Origin of the sequence: Pseudoxanthomonas sp. Root65 (assembly GCF_001427635.1) — a bacterium.
GTDB lineage: Bacteria > Pseudomonadota > Gammaproteobacteria > Xanthomonadales > Xanthomonadaceae > Pseudoxanthomonas_A.
This window is the reverse complement of sequence record NZ_LMHA01000001.1, coordinates 298,413-313,772: the sequence shown is the minus strand read 5'-3', so window position 1 is coordinate 313,772 and position 15,360 is coordinate 298,413. Positions and strand designations below refer to the sequence as shown.

Sequence of the window (15,360 nt, the reverse complement as noted above, 5' to 3'; positions counted from 1 at the left end):
GCCGTCATGGCTGTCCGGGCCGAGCGCATCCCGTGAGCGTGGCGCTCTGCGGGCGGTCATGGCGGACGGCCAGCATCGGCATGCCGACGGGCGGGGTCAAGCCGCACTGCGGTACATGCCGTGAACATCCACGGGTGTACCCTGCGCTCCCCTGACCACGATGGAGCACGACCATGGCTTTGAAGCGTTATGCCGATGCGGTGTGGAGCGGTGACCTGCAGGCCGGCAAGGGCACGCTGAGCACGCCGCAGAGCGGCCTGTTCGAAGGACAGAACTATTCCTTCAAGACCCGTTTCGGCGACGAGAAGGGCACCAACCCGGAGGAGTTGCTGGCGGCCGCGCACGCCGGCTGCTTCACCATGGCGCTGTCCGCCGTGCTGGGCAAGGCCGGCTTCACGCCGGACAAGCTGCAGACGCGCGCCGAGGCGACGATGGAACCGGGCATGGACCCGGGCCCGACCGTCACCGGCATCAAACTGACGGTCACGGCGAATGTGCCGGGCATCAGCGCGGCGCAGTTCGAGGAGATCGCGCAGCAGGCGAAGGCAGGATGCGTGATCTCGCGTGCGCTGTCGGTGCCGGTGTCGCTGGAGGCGACGCTGCTTTGACCGCAGTCCGGGCTGCGCTGCTGGTGCATGGCGCCGGTGGCGGAGGCTGGGAATGGAAGGTATGGCGCGGCGTGTGGGAGGCGGCGGGTATCGTCGTGTCCGCACCCGACCTGCAACCGGTGGCTGCGGGACTCGCGGCCACCGGCTTCGACGATTACCTGTGCCAGGTGCGCGATGCGCTGGCCACCCTGCCGCGTCCGCGCGCGGTGGTTGGCGCCAGCCTGGGCGGTCTGCTCGCGCTTGGCGTGGCGGATGCCGCCGATGCGGCGGTCCTCGTGAACCCGTTGCCGCCTGCGCCATGGCAGGGGGAACTGCCAGCGCGCGCATGGCCGGACGTGGTGCCCTGGCAGCGCACCGCGCGACTGGCGGGCACCCGCCGTGCCTTGGGCGATGCCGACGAGGCGAGCGCCCTGTTCGCGTTCCGCCGCTGGCGCGACGAATCGGGTGCCGTGCTGCGTGAAGCCCATGCGGGCGTGGCGGTGCTGCGGCCCTCTTGTCCCACGTTGTTGATTGCGTCGCGCGACGACGCCGACGTGCCGCCCGCGCTCAGCCGTTCCTTCGCCGATGCGTGGGAGATGGAACGGCTGCAAACGCTTTCAGGCTCGCACGTCGGGCCGCTGCTGGGCCGGGAGGCGGCGGGCATCGCCGTGCAAGCTGTCGAATGGCTAAACCACGCCGTGCCGGATGGCTGAGTTCAGCCCGATTTCACCCGTGCGGGCCGAGCATGCGCCCACGCCACTCCGGCGTGGGGAGTTCCCGACATGAAGCGTCTTTCCGCCGCCGTGCTGGCTGCCGGCCTGCTTGCCACCGGCGTGGCGTCCGCACAGTCCGTGCGCCACTACGGCACCACCGACCGCGACGAGCCTTATTACGACTACGCACGCGTGGTGCGCGTCGACCCCGTCATCGACGGCGGCTACCGCGACACGCGTGGCGCGACGTCATCGCAGTGCTATTACCGCAACGCCGACGACGTCTACGCGCGAGATGGCTATCGCGACGACGTCTACGGCAACCGCGGCCCGGACGACGTCTACGGCAATGGCGACTACCGCGACGTCTACGGGCAGGATGGCTACGGCGACCGGCGCTATCCCGCCGGTGGCACCGACGCCGGTCGCACGGTCGCCACGGTCATCGGCGGCATCGCCGGTGCAGTGCTGGGCAGCAAGGTCGGCGATGGCAGCGGCCGCTACGTCAGCACCGCGGTCGGTTCGATGGTCGGCGGCATGGCGGGGCGCTCCATCTACGACACCTCCCAGCGCAACCGCCAGGTGCAGCGCGGCCAGGTGCGCGTCTGCGATCCGGTGCCGGTGAATGACGGTCGCGGCGACGACTATTACGGCGACGGACGCGTCTCCGGTTATGACGTGACCTACGAATACGCCGGCCGCACCTACCAGACCCGCACCGGCTACCACCCCGGCGACCGCATGCGCGTGCGCGTCGACGTGCGGCCGGAGTGAGGTCGCCTGTCGGCGCACACCCGGTGCAGCGGGCACGGAAACACTCTCAAAAGGGGCCGCAAGGCCCCTTTCTTGTTGCCTGCGAACGTTGCCGTCGCGCGTATCACCGCGCATAGTCCTGCGCTGGTTCAACAGCGGGAGTGCGGCATGCGGCGTCTGGCGTTGGGAATGGGCAGTCTGGTGATGTGGGCGGGTGCCGTACAGGCGCAGGTGCAGGTCGTCACCGCCGCACGTGTGCATACCTCCGATCCGGCGCGGCCGGTGGCCGAAGCGATGGCCTGGGATGCGCAGGGCCGCATCCTGGCGGTCGGCAGCGCCCGCGAACTGCAGCAACGCTATCCCGATGCGAAGCGCATCGATGCGTCCGGCAAGACCGTCATCCCCGGCCTGATCGATGCGCACGGCCACGTGATGGGGCTGGGCTACGCGCTGATGCGTGCCGACCTGGTGGATGCGAAGGACAAGAATGAGGTGATCGCACGCCTGCGCGCCTTCGAGAAGCAGTTGCCCGCGAATGCATGGCTGCTCGGCGGCGGCTGGGACCAGAATGACTGGCCTGGGAAGACCTTTCCGTCCGCCGCCGATCTCGACGCCGCGTTTCCCGACCGTCCCGTCTGGCTCGAACGCGTGGATGGCCATGCGGGCTGGGCGAACAGCGCGGCCCTGCGCGCGGCGGCGGCAAAGGCGCCGCGTCCGCTGGACGGCGACTGGCAGCCCGAGGGCGGACGCATCGAGCGTGTCGATGGTCGGCCGAGCGGCGTCTTCATCGATGCCGCCATGGCGCTGGTCGGCGCTGTGGTGCCGGCGCCCGATGCGACCTATCGGCGGCAGGCACTGGAAAAGGCGACCCAGGCCGCGGTGCGCAACGGCCTGACCGGCGTGCACGACATGGGCGTGTCACGCGATGACCTGGCCCTGATGAAGCGGTTCGCCGACGAAGGGCGCCTGCCGCTGCGCATCGAGGCCTATGCCGATGGCGACAGCGGCGCGCTGGACGACCTCTGTTCCACCGGCCTGTACCGCCATGCCGGCGGTCGCCTGCAGATGCGCGGGGTGAAGCTGTACGCGGACGGCGCGCTGGGTAGCCGCGGCGCGGCGCTGCTGGAGGACTACAGCGACGATCCCGGCAACCGTGGCCTGCTGGTGACCGAACCGGCGGCGCTGGAGCTGGCCATGCGCAAGGCGCGCGGTTGCGGCGTGCAGGTGGCGACGCATGCGATCGGCGACCGCGGCAACCGGCTGGTGCTGGATGCCTATCAGCGCGTGCTGGGCGATGCCGCGAAGACCGACCATCGCTGGCGTATCGAACACGCGCAGGTGGTGGCACCCGAGGAGTTCCCGCGCTTCGCCGCGCTCGGCGTCATCGCGTCCATGCAGCCGACGCACGCGACCTCGGACATGCCGTGGGCACAGGACCGGCTGGGTCCGTTGCGCATCACCGGTGCCTATGCCTGGCAGCGGTTGCGGGGCAGTGGCGTGAAACTGGCGCTGGGCTCCGATTTTCCGGTCGAGTCGGTCGATCCGCGGCGGGGCCTGCATGCGGCGGTGACGCGGCAGGACGCGCACGATCATCCGGCCGGTGGCTGGCGCGCCGAAGAGCGTCTCAGCGCCAGCGAGGCACTGCGCGGTTTCACCGCCGATGCGGCCTGGGCGGCGCACGATGAAGCGAGCGTCGGCCGGCTTGCGCCCGGCCTGCGCGCGGATTTCGTCATCCTCGACGAGGACCCGCTGGCGATTCCCGGCGAACAGCTCGACGACCTGCACGTGCGTTCGACCTGGGTCGATGGCAAGCCGGTCTACGAGGCGGAGTAGGGTCCGCTGTTGTGGGAGCGACGTCAGTCGCGATCGCTCCCCGCCGCCTGTTGCCGCTGGCGTTGTCGAAGACCGCGCTTTCGCGACTCACGTCGCTCCCACAGGAAGCGGGTTCCGCTACCAGTCGATCTGACCGGTGAGGATGGTGCGCACGTGGCCGCCCGACCAGACGTCGCCGGCCTCGTCGACGCGCAGCTGCAGGCGTGCGTCGTAACCCACTTCGCGCCCCTGGCTGACGGTGTAGCGGCCGTCGCGGCCGGGCAGCGCATCGCGCGAAGCCAGCCAGGCGGCGAGGGTGGCGTTGGCGGCACCGGAGGCGGCGTCCTCGAATGCGGCGGGCGCACCGACGAAGGCGCGTACCGCCAGATCGTAGTCCTGGCCCGGCGTGCGCGCATAGGCGCAGACGCCCATGCTCTCGGTGGCGCGGGCAAGTGCGCCGATGGCGTCCCAGTCCGGCTTGGCGCCGCGCAGCGTGGCTTCGTCGCGGACTTCTGACAGCCACCAGCGGCGACCGCCGTCGACCAGCGCCGGCGGAAGATCGCCGGCGGGCAGGTTCGCGAGCGCGGCGCGCAAGGCGTCGTCCGTGGTGGGTTCGCCGACCCTCACCACCTGCGCGCGGGGCGTGCGCACGGCGATGGTGCGGGACGTGCCTGCGTCGTCCACCCGCAACGGCAGTACGCCCACCGCACCTTCCTGCATCAGCAGGCCATCGAGCGGCGTCGCCAGTCCGGCGTCGAGCACGACATGCGCGGTACCGACGCTGGGGTGGCCGGCGAACGGCACTTCGCGGCGCGGGCTGAACATGCGCACGGCATAGCTGGCGCCCGGCTGCGTGGGCGCGAACACGAAGGTGGTTTCCGGCAGGCGCGTCCAGCGGGCGATCGCCTGCATGGCGGCGTCATCCAGACCGGCGGCGTCGAGCACGACGGCCAGTGGATTGCCGGCGCCGGGGCGGTCGGCGAATACGTCCAGCTGGACGTAGCGGCGGAGGGTCATGGGGGCGTTGTCGCGTGGGGGCCGCGCAGCTTACCAAGTCATCCGGCCATCGATGACCAACTGGACCTGACCGCCCATCCAGACCTCACCGTCCGCATCGACCAGCAGTGCCACGCGGCCATCGCGCCCCAGTTCGCGCCCCTGGCTGGCGGTGTAGCGGTTCTCGCGTCCGGGCAAGGCAGCGACGGCATGCAGCGCGGCGGCGATGCAGGCGTTGACGCTGCCGGTGACCGGGTCTTCCGGGATGTTGTCGGCGGGGCAGAAGGCACGCACCGCGAGATCGTGGTCGCTGCCAGCGGGGGTGCGACCGAAAACCGCCAGACCGACTGCGTCGCTGGCCTGCGTCAGAGCGGCGATCGCAGCCAGGTCCGGCGTCAGTCGGCGCACGGCATCGGCGTCCTGCAGTTCCACCAGCCACCACGACGGTCCGTTGTTCCATAGCGCCGCCGCAAGGCCGGCGACGGGCAGCGTGGCAAGGATGGCCTGCAGCGCCTGGTCCCACGGGGCGGCGTCCCTCCGGCGCGCACGCGGTGCGCGCAACTGGATGCTCCGCGCCGTTCCGTGGCCCTCGACCTGTACCGGCAACAGGCCGGCAGCGCACTCCTGCACCAGTTTGGCGGTGTCCGCGACCAGGCCGGTCTCCAGCGCCGCCCACGCCGCGCCGACGCTGGGATGGCCGGCGAACGGCAGTTCCTGACGCGGGGTGAAGATACGGATGCGGTAGCTGGCCGCCGCCGTGGTCGGCGGCAGGAAGAAGATCGTTTCCGACAGATTGGTCCAGGCCGCGAAGGCCTGCATGCGGGCGGTGTCCCATCCGGTCGCGTCCAGCACCACGCCCAGCGGGTTGCCGGCGCCGGGGCGGTCGGCGAACACGTCGAGCTGCAGGTAGCGGTGGGAGGTTCGTTGCATGCGGTACGGTCCGGTCGAAGGCGGGGGCTTGGGCTAGAATCGAGGGTTCACGCCCGAAGGGTTCGGGCATTCCTCCCCATTCTATCCATGCCCCCTGCCACCCCCGCGTCTGATCGTTGGATCGTCCTCAAGTTCGGCGGCACCTCGGTGTCGCGTCGCCATCGCTGGAACACGATCGGCACGCTGGCGAAAAAACGCGCGGACGAAAACGAGGCGCGCATCCTGGTGGTGGTGTCGGCGCTGTCCGGGGTGACCAACGAACTGACTGCGATCGCCGACGGCGCGGCGGACAGTGCCGAGCGCGTGGCGAAGCTGGAGCAGCGGCACCGCGACTTCATCGCCGAACTCGAACTCGATGCCGACGCCGTGCTGGGCGACCGTCTCGCGGCGCTGCGCAACCTTCTGTCCGATCCTCGCGCCGCAACGCGCACGCTCGACTGGCAGGCCGAGGTGCTGGGGCAGGGCGAACTGCTGTCGTCCACACTGGGCGTGGCCTACCTGCGCGCGCAGGGCCTGGACTTCGGCTGGGTCGATGCGCGCCACTGGCTGCAGGCCAACTTCCTGCCCAACCAGAGCCCGTGGGCACAGCGACTGTCGGTGTCGTGCAATACCGCACCGGACCAGGACTGGCGGCGCGCCTTCGCCGGACAGTCCAGCCGCATGCTGCTGACCCAGGGCTTCATCTCGCGGCATGCCGACGGCGGCACCGCCATCCTCGGACGTGGCGGCTCGGATACGTCGGCGGCTTACTTCGGCGCCCTGCTCGGTGCGCAGCGCGTGGAGATCTGGACCGACGTGCCGGGCATGTTCAGCGCCAACCCGCGCGAAGTGCCGGATGCGCGCCTGCTGACGCGGCTGGACTATTACGAAGCACAGGAAATCGCGACCACCGGCGCGAAGGTGCTGCATCCGCGCTCGATCAAGCCCTGCCGCGACGCCGGTGTGGCGATGGCCATCCTGGATACCGAACGTCCCGAACTGCCCGGCACCACCATCGATGGCAACGCGGTGACCGTGCCGGGCGTGAAGGCGGTCAGCCGCCGCAACGGCATCGTGCTGGTGTCGATGGAGGGCATCGGCATGTGGCAGCAGGTGGGCTTCCTGGCGGACGTGTTCGCGCGCTTCAAGAAGCACGGCCTGTCGGTGGACCTGATCGGCTCGTCGGAGACCAACGTCACCGTGTCGCTGGATCCCAGCGAGAACCTGGTCAACACCGACGTGCTGGCCGCGCTGTCGGCCGATCTGGCGGAGATCTGCCGGGTCAAGGTGATCGCGCCGTGCACGGCCATTACCCTGGTCGGTCGCGGCATGCGTTCGCTGCTGCACAAGCTGTCGGATGTGTGGGCGATGTTCGGCCGCGAGCGTGTGCACCTGATTTCGCAGTCGTCGAACGACCTCAACCTGACCTTCGTGATCGACGAAGCCGATGCCGAGGGCATGCTGCCGCTGCTGCACGAGGCCTTGATCGACAGCGGTGCGATGCCGGCCGACGAGACCAGCGTGTTCGGTCCCAGCTGGCGCGAGATCAACGGCGCCGTGCGTCCGCGCGGCGTGCGCTGGTGGAGTGCGCCGGCCGCGCGTGCACGACTGCTGTCGCTCGCGCAGGGCGACACCCCGCGCTACGTCTACAACCTGGATGTGGTGCGCGCGCGTGCCCGTGCGCTGGCCGCGATCACCGCGGTGGACCACCGCTTCTTCGCCATCAAGGCCAATTCGCACCCTGCCATCCTGCGCGTACTGGTGGAGGAGGGCTTCGGCCTGGAGTGCGTGTCGCGCGGCGAGCTGGAGCGCGTGTTCGAGGTGGCGCCGTCGCTGCCGATGGAGCGCGTGCTGTTCACGCCGAGTTTCGCACCGCGCGCCGAGTACGCGTTCGCGCTGGAGCGTGGCATCAACGTCACGCTCGATAATGTCGAAGCGCTGCAGCAGTGGCCGGATGTGTTCCGTGGTCGCCGGCTGTGGCTGCGCGTGGACCTGGGCCGCGGCGACGGCCACCACGACAAGGTCAAGACGGGCGGCAAGAGTTCCAAGTTCGGCCTGCCGCTGGTCAAGCTGGAGGAATTCCTGGCTGCCGCGCGCGCGCTGGATACGCGCGTCGTCGGCCTGCATGCCCATCTGGGCAGCGGCGTGGACAGCCCGCAGCACTGGAACCAGATCGCCGATGAACTGGGCGGCCTGGCCGACCAGATCGGCACCATCGAGACCATCGATATCGGCGGTGGTTTGCCGATTCCGTACGCCGATGGCGACGAGCCGTTCGACCTGGCGGCGTGGGGCGAAGGCCTGGCGGCGATCAAGGCCGCGTATCCGGGCTACCAGCTGGTGATCGAACCGGGCCGCTACCTGGTCGCCGAATCTGGCGTACTGCTTGCGCAGATGACGCAGGTCGTCGAGAAGCTGGGCATCCGTCGCGTGGGCAGCGATGCGGGCATGCACACCCTGATCCGTCCGGCCCTGTACGACGCCTGGCACGACGTGGCCAACCTCTCGCGGCTGGACGATACGGATCAGGAAGCGTTCGACGTGGTGGGCCCGATCTGCGAGTCCAGCGACATCTTCGGCAAGCGCCGCAAGCTGTCGTCGGCGACCGCGGAAGGCGATGTGCTGCTGTTCTCCGATGCCGGTGCCTATGGCTTCGTAATGGCCAGCCACTACAACCTGCGCGGCCTGCCTGCCGAAGACGTGATTGAAGGAGTGCCCGGCGATGTCGCCGCGGACTGAGTTCGTCCTGTCCAGCCTGCTGGCCGCCGCGTTGCTGAGCATCGCGGTCGTGGTGCTGATGGATGCGGATCGCCGCGCGCCGGGCGTCGCCGAATTCGCGACCGCACTGCGGTTCGCGCCAGCCGCGCTGCTGGCGGTCGGGCTGGGCGCCTGGTTCGTCAGCCGGTGGCAGGGGCGTGCGCAACGCGCAGGCCGGCGCTGGAAAGCGGGTGGCATGACTTTGCGTCTGCTGCTGGTGGTGCTGCTGCTGTTTCCGCTGTCGCTGGCTGCCTGGGCAGTGATCGCTATCGCGATCGACGCGTTGGCCGCCAGCCAGCCGGGCGGAACGGGCGAGGCGCTGGCCTGGTTGCCTGTCCTGGTCTTCTACGGTTCGCTGCTCGCGACATTGTTCGGCGCCGCGCCGCTGTTCGCTATCGAATACTTCGCCTGCCGCCGCTACCTGCGCCGGCAGGCCGCACTTTCCCCGGATCACGCATGACGACTTTCGACAAATCCAGCATCCGCACCTTCCGCTTCCTCCGCTGTTCGTTCGACGCGGAGACCGGTGTCGCGCGATTGGTGTACGCCTTCGATGAAGGCCCGGAGCTGACCGAAACAGTGACGATCCCGGGCGCGCCGTTCACGCTGGACGCGACACGCGCACAGGCGGTCGAGCAGGCGGTGCGGCTACTGCACCTGATCACCGGCGTCAGCTACTACAAGGCGGCGGTCCCCAACGAGATCCGCATCGACGGCTACGGCATCGACGCGGCGACGGCGGTGTTGCTGGAACAGGTCTACGTGCATGGCCTGGGCGAGTTCGCCTACCGCAACGGGCTGAGCCTCTACGGCCGCGTTCGCTTTCCGGTCGCGGCGCAGGCCGCGGCGGCAGCACCCTCGGCCGCATTGCGCCAGCACGCGCTGGTCGCCATCGGCGGCGGCAAGGATTCGCTGGTCAGTATCGAGGCGTTGCGCGGTGCCGGCATCGACCAGACGGTGACCTGGATCGGTGGCTCGCAGCTGATCGCGGCCTGCGCCGCGCGCACCGGCTTGCCCACCCTCAACATCGGCCGCGCGCTGGCGCCCGAACTGTTCGACTACAACCGTCAGGGCGCGTGGAACGGGCACATCCCGGTCACCGCGATCAACTCGGCCATCATGGTGCTGGCCGCGCTGCTGCAGGGAGTGGACCAGGTGGTGTTCTCCAACGAGCGTTCGGCCAGCTACGGCAGCATGATTGCCGGCACCGGTGAGGTGAACCACCAGTGGTCGAAGGGCTGGGCGTTCGAGCAGGCCTTCGGCGACTACGTGCAGTCGCACGTGGCGGCCGACCTCCATTACTACTCGTTGCTGCGTCCGCTGTCCGAGCTGGCGGTGGCGCGGCAGTTCGCGCGCATCGATCATTACGATGCGCACTTCTCCAGCTGCAACCGCAATTTCCACCTGCTCGGCGAGCGACCGACGAACCGCTGGTGCGGTGTCTGCCCGAAATGCCATTTCGTGTTCCTGGCGCTGGCACCGTTCATGCCGAAGCCGCGACTGGTCGGCATCTTCGGCCGCAACCTGCTGGATGACGTGAACCAGACGGGTGGCTTCGACGCGCTGCTGGAGTACCAGGACCACAAGCCATTCGAGTGTGTCGGCGAGGGCCAGGAATCGCGTGCCGCGATGGCCACGCTGGGCGACCGGCCGGAATGGCGCGAGGACGCGATCGTCGCTCGCTTCAACCACGAAATCCGCCCGCAGCTCGATGCGGCGGAACTGGCGGTGGCACCGCTGCTCGAGATCGGCGGAGAACACCGCATTCCTGCCGCGCTGTGGGAGCGCCTGCGTGCGAATTTCGCAGCTTGAGGGTAGGCGGGTCGCGCTGTGGGGCTGGGGCCGGGAAGGCCGTGCCGCGCATCACGCCGTACGTTCGCGCCTGCCGGCTTTGCCGCTGACGCTGTTCTGCAGCGACGCGGAAGCGGCCGAAGCGGTCGCACTGGGTGACGCGCATCTGTCCATCGACACGCAGGCGATAGCCGAACGGCTGCAGGCCTTCGAGATCGTCATCAAGTCGCCGGGCATCAGTCCCAACAGCCCCGCGGCGCAGGCGGCCGCGGCAGCGGGCACGCGCTTCATCGGTGGCACCGGCCTGTGGTTCGCCGAACACGCGGGCGGCGATGGCGTTGTCCCGCAGACGTTCTGCGTCACCGGCACCAAGGGCAAGAGCACGACCACCTCGCTGCTGGCGCATCTGCTGCGTGCCTCGGGTCGGCGTACTGCGCTGGTGGGCAACATCGGCGTGCCGCTGCTGGAGGTGCTGGATCCGCAGCCGGCACCGGATGCCTGGGCCATCGAACTGTCGAGCTACCAGACCGGCGATGTCGTAGCCAGTGGCGCGCATCCCGACATCGCGGTGGTGCTGAACCTGTTCCCGGAACACCTGGACTGGCATGGCAGCGAGGCGCGCTACATCGAGGACAAGCTGAAGCTCGTCACCGGCGCGCGCCCGCGTGTCGCCGTGCTGAATGCGGCGGATCCGCGTCTTGCCTCCCTGTCATTGCCGGGCAGCGAGATCCGCTGGTTCAACCGCGCCGAGGGCTGGCACCTGCGCGAGGATGATCTGTATCGCGGCGACGTGTTCGTCATGGACACGCGGCCGCTGCCGCTGCCCGGCCGCCATAACCGCAGCAATCTGTGCGCGGTGCTGACCGCGTTGGAAGCCGCCTGCATGGACGCGTTGCCGCTGGCCGCGCACGCAGGGTCGTTCCGTCCGCTGCCGAACCGCCTGCAGGCCATGGGCACGCGGGACGGCATCACCTGGGTCAACGATTCCATCAGCACCACGCCTCACGCCACGCTGGCGGCACTGGAGTGCTTCGCGGGCCGGCGCATCGCGTTGCTGGTCGGCGGCCACGACCGTGGTGTGGACTGGTCAGATTTCGCCGCGCACATGCGCCACGGTGCACCCGCGACGATCATCACGATGGGGGCGAACGGCCCGCGCATCCATGCCCTGCTCGCGCCGCTGGCGCAGCAGGCGGGTTTCAGGCTGATGGCCGCCGAGACCTTGCCGGAGGCCGTCGCCGCCGCACGCACCGCGTTGGGCGGGGAAGGCGTCGTGCTGCTGTCGCCCGGTGCGCCCAGCTTCGGCCAGTACAAGGATTACGTGGCGCGTGGCCGTCATTTCGCGGAACTGGCGGGTTTCGATCCCGAGGCCATCACGGCGATTCCCGGTCTCGGCATCGCCTGATACCCCGGACGTCGACACCGGTCTACGCGTCGCACCGTACACTGCGCCGGTCGCCCACGAGGAGTCCGCCATGCGTCGTCTGCTGCTGCCCTGCCTGCTGTTCCTGCTGTGGTCGCCCGCACTGCTCGCGGCGCCCGTCGCCGAACCGGTCGAGTGGAAGATCGGCGGCGATACGTTCTCCGGCTACCTGGTCTACGACGACAGCGTCACCACGCCGCGTCCCGGCCTGGTGATGGTGCCCAACTGGAAGGGCGTCAACGACTCCGCGATCGAGAAGGCGCATCTTGTCGCCGGCGACGACTACGTCGTGCTGGTCGCCGATGTCTACGGCAAGGGCATCCGCCCGAAGACCGATGCCGAGGCCGGCCCGGTCGCCACCGCGATGCGCGCCGATCGGCCCACGCTGCGGGCACGCGTGCAGAAAGCGGTCGAGGTGCTGAAGCAGCAGCCTGCCACGCTGGTCGACCATGCACGCATCGGCGCCTTCGGCTACTGCTTTGGCGGCAGCACGGTGCTGGAACTGGTGCGTGCCGGTGACGCGCTCGCCGGCGTGGTCAGCCTGCACGGCGGCCTGGCGACCGACCTGCCGGCGACGGGTACGGTGAAAGCACCGGTGCTGGTACTCAACGGTGGCGACGACACCTACGTGTCGGCCGCGGAGATCACCGCCTTCCAGGACGAAATGCGCAAGGCCAGTGCCGATTGGCAGTTCGTAAACTTCAGCGGCGCGGTGCACTGCTTCGCCGAGTCGGATGCGCAGAATCCCCCAGGCTGCGTGTACCACGAGCGTTCGGCCAAACGCGCCTATCGGATGATGGCTGACTTCTTCGCCGAGGTGTTTGCCAAGTGACGCGCCGCGCGGGTCAGTGCCCGCGTTCCACCGCGTAACGCGCCAGCCCGCGCAGGGCCGCCAGCGCATTGGATTCGGGCAGTCCCACGATGGCCTGTTCGGCCATCGTGGCGTAGTGATGCGCGCGCTCGCGGCTGTAGTCCAGGCCACCGGTGGTGCGGATCGCGGCCAGCACCTCGGGCATGGCGCCGGCATCGCCTTCCTGCACGATGGTGCGCAGGCGATCCGCGATGGCCGCATCGGAATGACGGATCGCGTGGATCAGCGGCAGCGTCGCCTTGCCTTCGGCCAGATCGTCGCCGAGGTTCTTGCCCAGCGCTTCCGCGTCCGCCGTGTAGTCCAGTACGTCATCGGCAATCTGGAAGGCGTAGCCCAGCGCCATGCCGTAGTCGTAGAGCTTGCGTTGGGTGCCTGCGTCCGCGCCGGAGGCCATCGCGCCCAGCTGGGTGCCCGCGGCGAATAGGACGGCCGTCTTGCGCTCGATCACGCGCAGGTAGGCGGCTTCGTCGGTATCCGGGTTGTGGACGTGCAGCAGCTGCAGCACTTCGCCTTCGGCGATGCGGTTGGTGGTGTCGGCCAGCAGGCGCATCACGTCCATGCGGTCCAGTTCCACCATCAGCTGGAAGCTGCGTGAATACAGGAAGTCGCCGACCAGCACGCTGGGCGCGTTGCCCCAGAGGGCGTTGGCGGTGCTGCGGCCGCGGCGCAGGTCGGATTCGTCCACCACGTCGTCGTGCAGCAGGGTGGAGGTGTGGATGAACTCGATGATCGCCGCCAGTTGGTGGTGATCAGGGGTGGTCGGGCCACAGGCCTGCCCTGCAAGGACGACCAGCATGGGCCGCAGGCGCTTGCCGCCGGCGGAGATGATGTGGTCGGCGATCTGGTTGATGAGGACCACGTCCGAGGCCAGCCGGGCCCGGATCAGGGCGTCGACGGCGGCCATGTCGGCCTGGGCGAGCGACTGGATGGCGGGCAGGGCCAGGGCGGTGCGGGGGGAGTCGACGACGGGCATGGGAAAACGGGCCGGAAAGTCACAGAATTATAGGGGCTGGCGTGCGGCAATGCCCTACATGTGAGCCAGCCGAAGTCCGATGGAAGGGGTCCGGCAGGTATACTCCACTGGTCTTTGCCCGCGCTTGGCGGGCATCCCTGAACGGATATCGATATGGCCCGCGGCATCAACAAAGTCATCCTGGTCGGCAACCTCGGCAACGACCCCGAAACCCGCTACACCCAGGGTGGCATGGCGATCACCCGGATCAGCCTGGCCACCACCAGCGTGCGCAAGGACAAGGACGGCAACCAGCAGGAACGCACCGAATGGCACCGCGTGGTGTTCTTCGGCAAGCTCGGCGAGATCGCCGGCGAGTACCTGCGCAAGGGCAGCTCGGTGTATGTCGAAGGCTCGATCCGCTACGACAAGTACACCGGCCAGGACGGGCAGGAGAAGTACTCCACCGACATCATCGCCGATGAGATGCAGATGCTCGGCGGCCGCGAAGGCGGTGGCGGTGGTGCGGGCGGCGGCGACCGCCCGGCGCGTGCGCCGCGCCAGGACTACGGCAACCAGGGTGGTGGTGGCGGCCAGCGTCGTTCCGCACCCGCACCCGCGTCGCAGCCGGCACCGATGGACGACTTCGCGGACGACGATATTCCGTTCTGATCGCGGCAATGCCTGATCGATCCATTCACGACAGCACTTTTATCTGATCTCAAGGAGTAGTACATGCCGACGTGGCTTGTTACCGGTGGCGCGGGCTTTATTGGCGGAAACTTCGTTCTGCGCGCTGTCGCGCAGGGCGTCAAGATAGTCAATCTGGACGTACTGACGTACGCGGGTAACTTGGATACGCTCGCATCCGTACAGGACAACCCGTCGCACGTGTTTGTGCAGGGCGACATCGGTGACCGCGATCTGGTCGCGCAACTGCTCGCCGAGCACCAGCCCGACGCAGTGGTGAACTTTGCCGCCGAGAGCCATGTTGATCGTTCGATCGACGGCCCTGGTGCCTTCATCCAGACCAATGTGGTGGGCACGTTGGGCCTGCTGGAGGCGACCCGCGACTATTGGAAGGCACTAGAAGGCGACCGCCGCGAGCAGTTCCGCTTCCTGCACGTTTCGACTGACGAGGTCTATGGCTCGCTGGGAGACACCGGCAAGTTCACCGAAACGACGCCGTATGCGCCCAATTCCCCCTATTCGGCATCCAAGGCCGCGTCCGATCACCTGGTCCGCGCGTTCCACCACACCTACGGCTTGCCGGTCCTCACGACCAACTGTTCCAACAACTACGGTCCGTATCACTTTCCCGAGAAGCTGATCCCGCTGATCATCGCGCGCGCGCTCGCAGGCGAGCCGTTGCCGGTCTATGGCGATGGCAAAAACGTACGCGACTGGCTGTTCGTCGGCGACCACTGCAGTGCAATCCGCACGGTGCTCCAGAAGGGTCGTGTCGGTGAAACCTACAACGTCGGCGGCAATGCTGAAAAGCAGAACATCGAAGTGGTGCACACGATCTGTGCGCTGCTGGACGCTCGCGCACCGCGCGAGGATGGGCAGCCGCGCAGCAGCCAGATCACCTTCGTTGCCGACCGTCCCGGGCACGACCGGCGTTATGCGATCGATGCCTCCAAGCTCAGGGACGAACTGGGCTGGGAGCCGGCGTATACCTTCGAGCAGGGCATCGCCGAAACGGTTGACTGGTACCTCTCCAACCAGGATTGGGTGAAGCGCGTCCTGGATGGCAGCTACCGTCTGGAACGCATCGGTACGGCGGCGTAAGGGAG

The 15,360-nt window shown here is 68.6% G+C and carries 14 protein-coding genes; 11 read left to right on the top strand and 3 right to left on the bottom strand.

Annotated elements, in window-relative coordinates; all coding sequences use genetic code 11:
• Nucleotides 1-173: 173 nt before the first annotated feature.
• From ASD77_RS01365 to ASD77_RS01350, 4 genes are all read left to right on the top strand, one after another.
• Nucleotides 174-608 carry an OsmC family protein gene (locus ASD77_RS01365; RefSeq protein ID WP_055936252.1) on the top strand — a complete coding sequence of 145 codons (435 nt, stop codon included), beginning with the start codon at nucleotides 174-176 and terminating at the stop codon, nucleotides 606-608.
• Nucleotides 605-1,300 (top strand): alpha/beta fold hydrolase, encoded by a 696-nt coding sequence (locus ASD77_RS01360; RefSeq protein WP_162247572.1) that lies wholly within the window; start codon nucleotides 605-607, stop codon nucleotides 1,298-1,300. The genes ASD77_RS01365 and ASD77_RS01360 overlap by 4 nt, the downstream gene beginning before the upstream one ends.
• Before the next feature lie 69 nt (nucleotides 1,301-1,369).
• Entirely contained in the window at nucleotides 1,370-2,074 is a 705-nt protein-coding gene (locus ASD77_RS01355; protein WP_055936244.1) for a glycine zipper 2TM domain-containing protein, read from the top strand.
• A gap of 147 nt (nucleotides 2,075-2,221) precedes the next feature.
• A complete protein-coding gene (locus ASD77_RS01350; RefSeq protein ID WP_055936241.1) occupies nucleotides 2,222-3,886 on the top strand; it encodes an amidohydrolase in 1,665 nt (554 codons plus the stop codon).
• A gap of 117 nt (nucleotides 3,887-4,003) precedes the next feature.
• Here ASD77_RS01350 and ASD77_RS01345 read toward each other — a convergent pair whose 3' ends face one another.
• Nucleotides 4,004-4,882, bottom strand: coding sequence for a PhzF family phenazine biosynthesis protein (locus ASD77_RS01345; protein WP_055936238.1), 879 nt, complete (start codon nucleotides 4,880-4,882; stop codon nucleotides 4,004-4,006).
• A gap of 30 nt (nucleotides 4,883-4,912) precedes the next feature.
• Nucleotides 4,913-5,791 (bottom strand): PhzF family phenazine biosynthesis protein, encoded by an 879-nt coding sequence (locus tag ASD77_RS01340; protein WP_055936235.1) that lies wholly within the window; start codon nucleotides 5,789-5,791, stop codon nucleotides 4,913-4,915.
• Between the two features lie 87 nt (nucleotides 5,792-5,878).
• On the opposite strand from ASD77_RS01340, the gene ASD77_RS01335 reads away from it, so the two are divergent.
• From ASD77_RS01335 to ASD77_RS01315, 5 genes are all read left to right on the top strand, one after another.
• Nucleotides 5,879-8,509: a bifunctional aspartate kinase/diaminopimelate decarboxylase gene (locus ASD77_RS01335; protein ID WP_055936232.1), complete on the top strand. Its 2,631-nt coding sequence runs from the start codon at nucleotides 5,879-5,881 to the stop codon at nucleotides 8,507-8,509.
• Entirely contained in the window at nucleotides 8,493-8,987 is a 495-nt protein-coding gene (locus ASD77_RS01330; protein WP_055936229.1) for a hypothetical protein, read from the top strand. The genes ASD77_RS01335 and ASD77_RS01330 overlap by 17 nt, the downstream gene beginning before the upstream one ends.
• Nucleotides 8,984-10,339: a UDP-N-acetyl-alpha-D-muramoyl-L-alanyl-L-glutamate epimerase gene (murL, locus tag ASD77_RS01325; protein ID WP_055936226.1), complete on the top strand. Its 1,356-nt coding sequence runs from the start codon at nucleotides 8,984-8,986 to the stop codon at nucleotides 10,337-10,339. Before ASD77_RS01330 ends, murL begins: the two co-directional genes overlap by 4 nt.
• Nucleotides 10,320-11,723: a UDP-N-acetylmuramoyl-L-alanine--D-glutamate ligase gene (gene murD, locus ASD77_RS01320; RefSeq protein ID WP_055936223.1), complete on the top strand. Its 1,404-nt coding sequence runs from the start codon at nucleotides 10,320-10,322 to the stop codon at nucleotides 11,721-11,723. Before murL ends, murD begins: the two co-directional genes overlap by 20 nt.
• A gap of 70 nt (nucleotides 11,724-11,793) precedes the next feature.
• Nucleotides 11,794-12,573: a dienelactone hydrolase family protein gene (locus ASD77_RS01315; protein WP_055936220.1), complete on the top strand. Its 780-nt coding sequence runs from the start codon at nucleotides 11,794-11,796 to the stop codon at nucleotides 12,571-12,573.
• 13 nt (nucleotides 12,574-12,586) lie between these two features.
• Here ASD77_RS01315 and ASD77_RS01310 read toward each other — a convergent pair whose 3' ends face one another.
• Entirely contained in the window at nucleotides 12,587-13,585 is a 999-nt protein-coding gene (locus ASD77_RS01310) for a polyprenyl synthetase family protein (protein WP_055936217.1), read from the bottom strand.
• A gap of 153 nt (nucleotides 13,586-13,738) precedes the next feature.
• On the opposite strand from ASD77_RS01310, the gene ASD77_RS01305 reads away from it, so the two are divergent.
• On the top strand, nucleotides 13,739-14,236 hold the full coding sequence (locus tag ASD77_RS01305) for a single-stranded DNA-binding protein (RefSeq protein WP_055936214.1): 498 nt from the start codon (nucleotides 13,739-13,741) through the stop codon (nucleotides 14,234-14,236).
• A 63-nt stretch (nucleotides 14,237-14,299) separates the two neighbouring features.
• Entirely contained in the window at nucleotides 14,300-15,355 is a 1,056-nt protein-coding gene (gene rfbB / locus ASD77_RS01300) for a dTDP-glucose 4,6-dehydratase (protein ID WP_055936211.1), read from the top strand.
• Nucleotides 15,356-15,360 lie beyond the last annotated feature (5 nt).

Coding starts and splice junctions, on each gene's coding strand:
- rfbB (WP_055936211.1), top strand. CDS start 14,300: ATGCCGACGTGGCTTGTTACCGGTGGCGCGGGCTTTATTGGCGGAAAC.
- ASD77_RS01350 (WP_055936241.1), top strand. CDS start 2,222: ATGCGGCGTCTGGCGTTGGGAATGGGCAGTCTGGTGATGTGGGCGGGT.
- ASD77_RS01340 (WP_055936235.1), bottom strand. CDS start 5,791: ATGCAACGAACCTCCCACCGCTACCTGCAGCTCGACGTGTTCGCCGAC.
- murL (WP_055936226.1), top strand. CDS start 8,984: ATGACGACTTTCGACAAATCCAGCATCCGCACCTTCCGCTTCCTCCGC.
- ASD77_RS01345 (WP_055936238.1), bottom strand. CDS start 4,882: ATGACCCTCCGCCGCTACGTCCAGCTGGACGTATTCGCCGACCGCCCC.
- ASD77_RS01330 (WP_055936229.1), top strand. CDS start 8,493: ATGTCGCCGCGGACTGAGTTCGTCCTGTCCAGCCTGCTGGCCGCCGCG.
- ASD77_RS01355 (WP_055936244.1), top strand. CDS start 1,370: ATGAAGCGTCTTTCCGCCGCCGTGCTGGCTGCCGGCCTGCTTGCCACC.
- ASD77_RS01315 (WP_055936220.1), top strand. CDS start 11,794: ATGCGTCGTCTGCTGCTGCCCTGCCTGCTGTTCCTGCTGTGGTCGCCC.
- ASD77_RS01310 (WP_055936217.1), bottom strand. CDS start 13,585: ATGCCCGTCGTCGACTCCCCCCGCACCGCCCTGGCCCTGCCCGCCATC.
- ASD77_RS01335 (WP_055936232.1), top strand. CDS start 5,879: ATGCCCCCTGCCACCCCCGCGTCTGATCGTTGGATCGTCCTCAAGTTC.
- ASD77_RS01305 (WP_055936214.1), top strand. CDS start 13,739: ATGGCCCGCGGCATCAACAAAGTCATCCTGGTCGGCAACCTCGGCAAC.
- ASD77_RS01365 (WP_055936252.1), top strand. CDS start 174: ATGGCTTTGAAGCGTTATGCCGATGCGGTGTGGAGCGGTGACCTGCAG.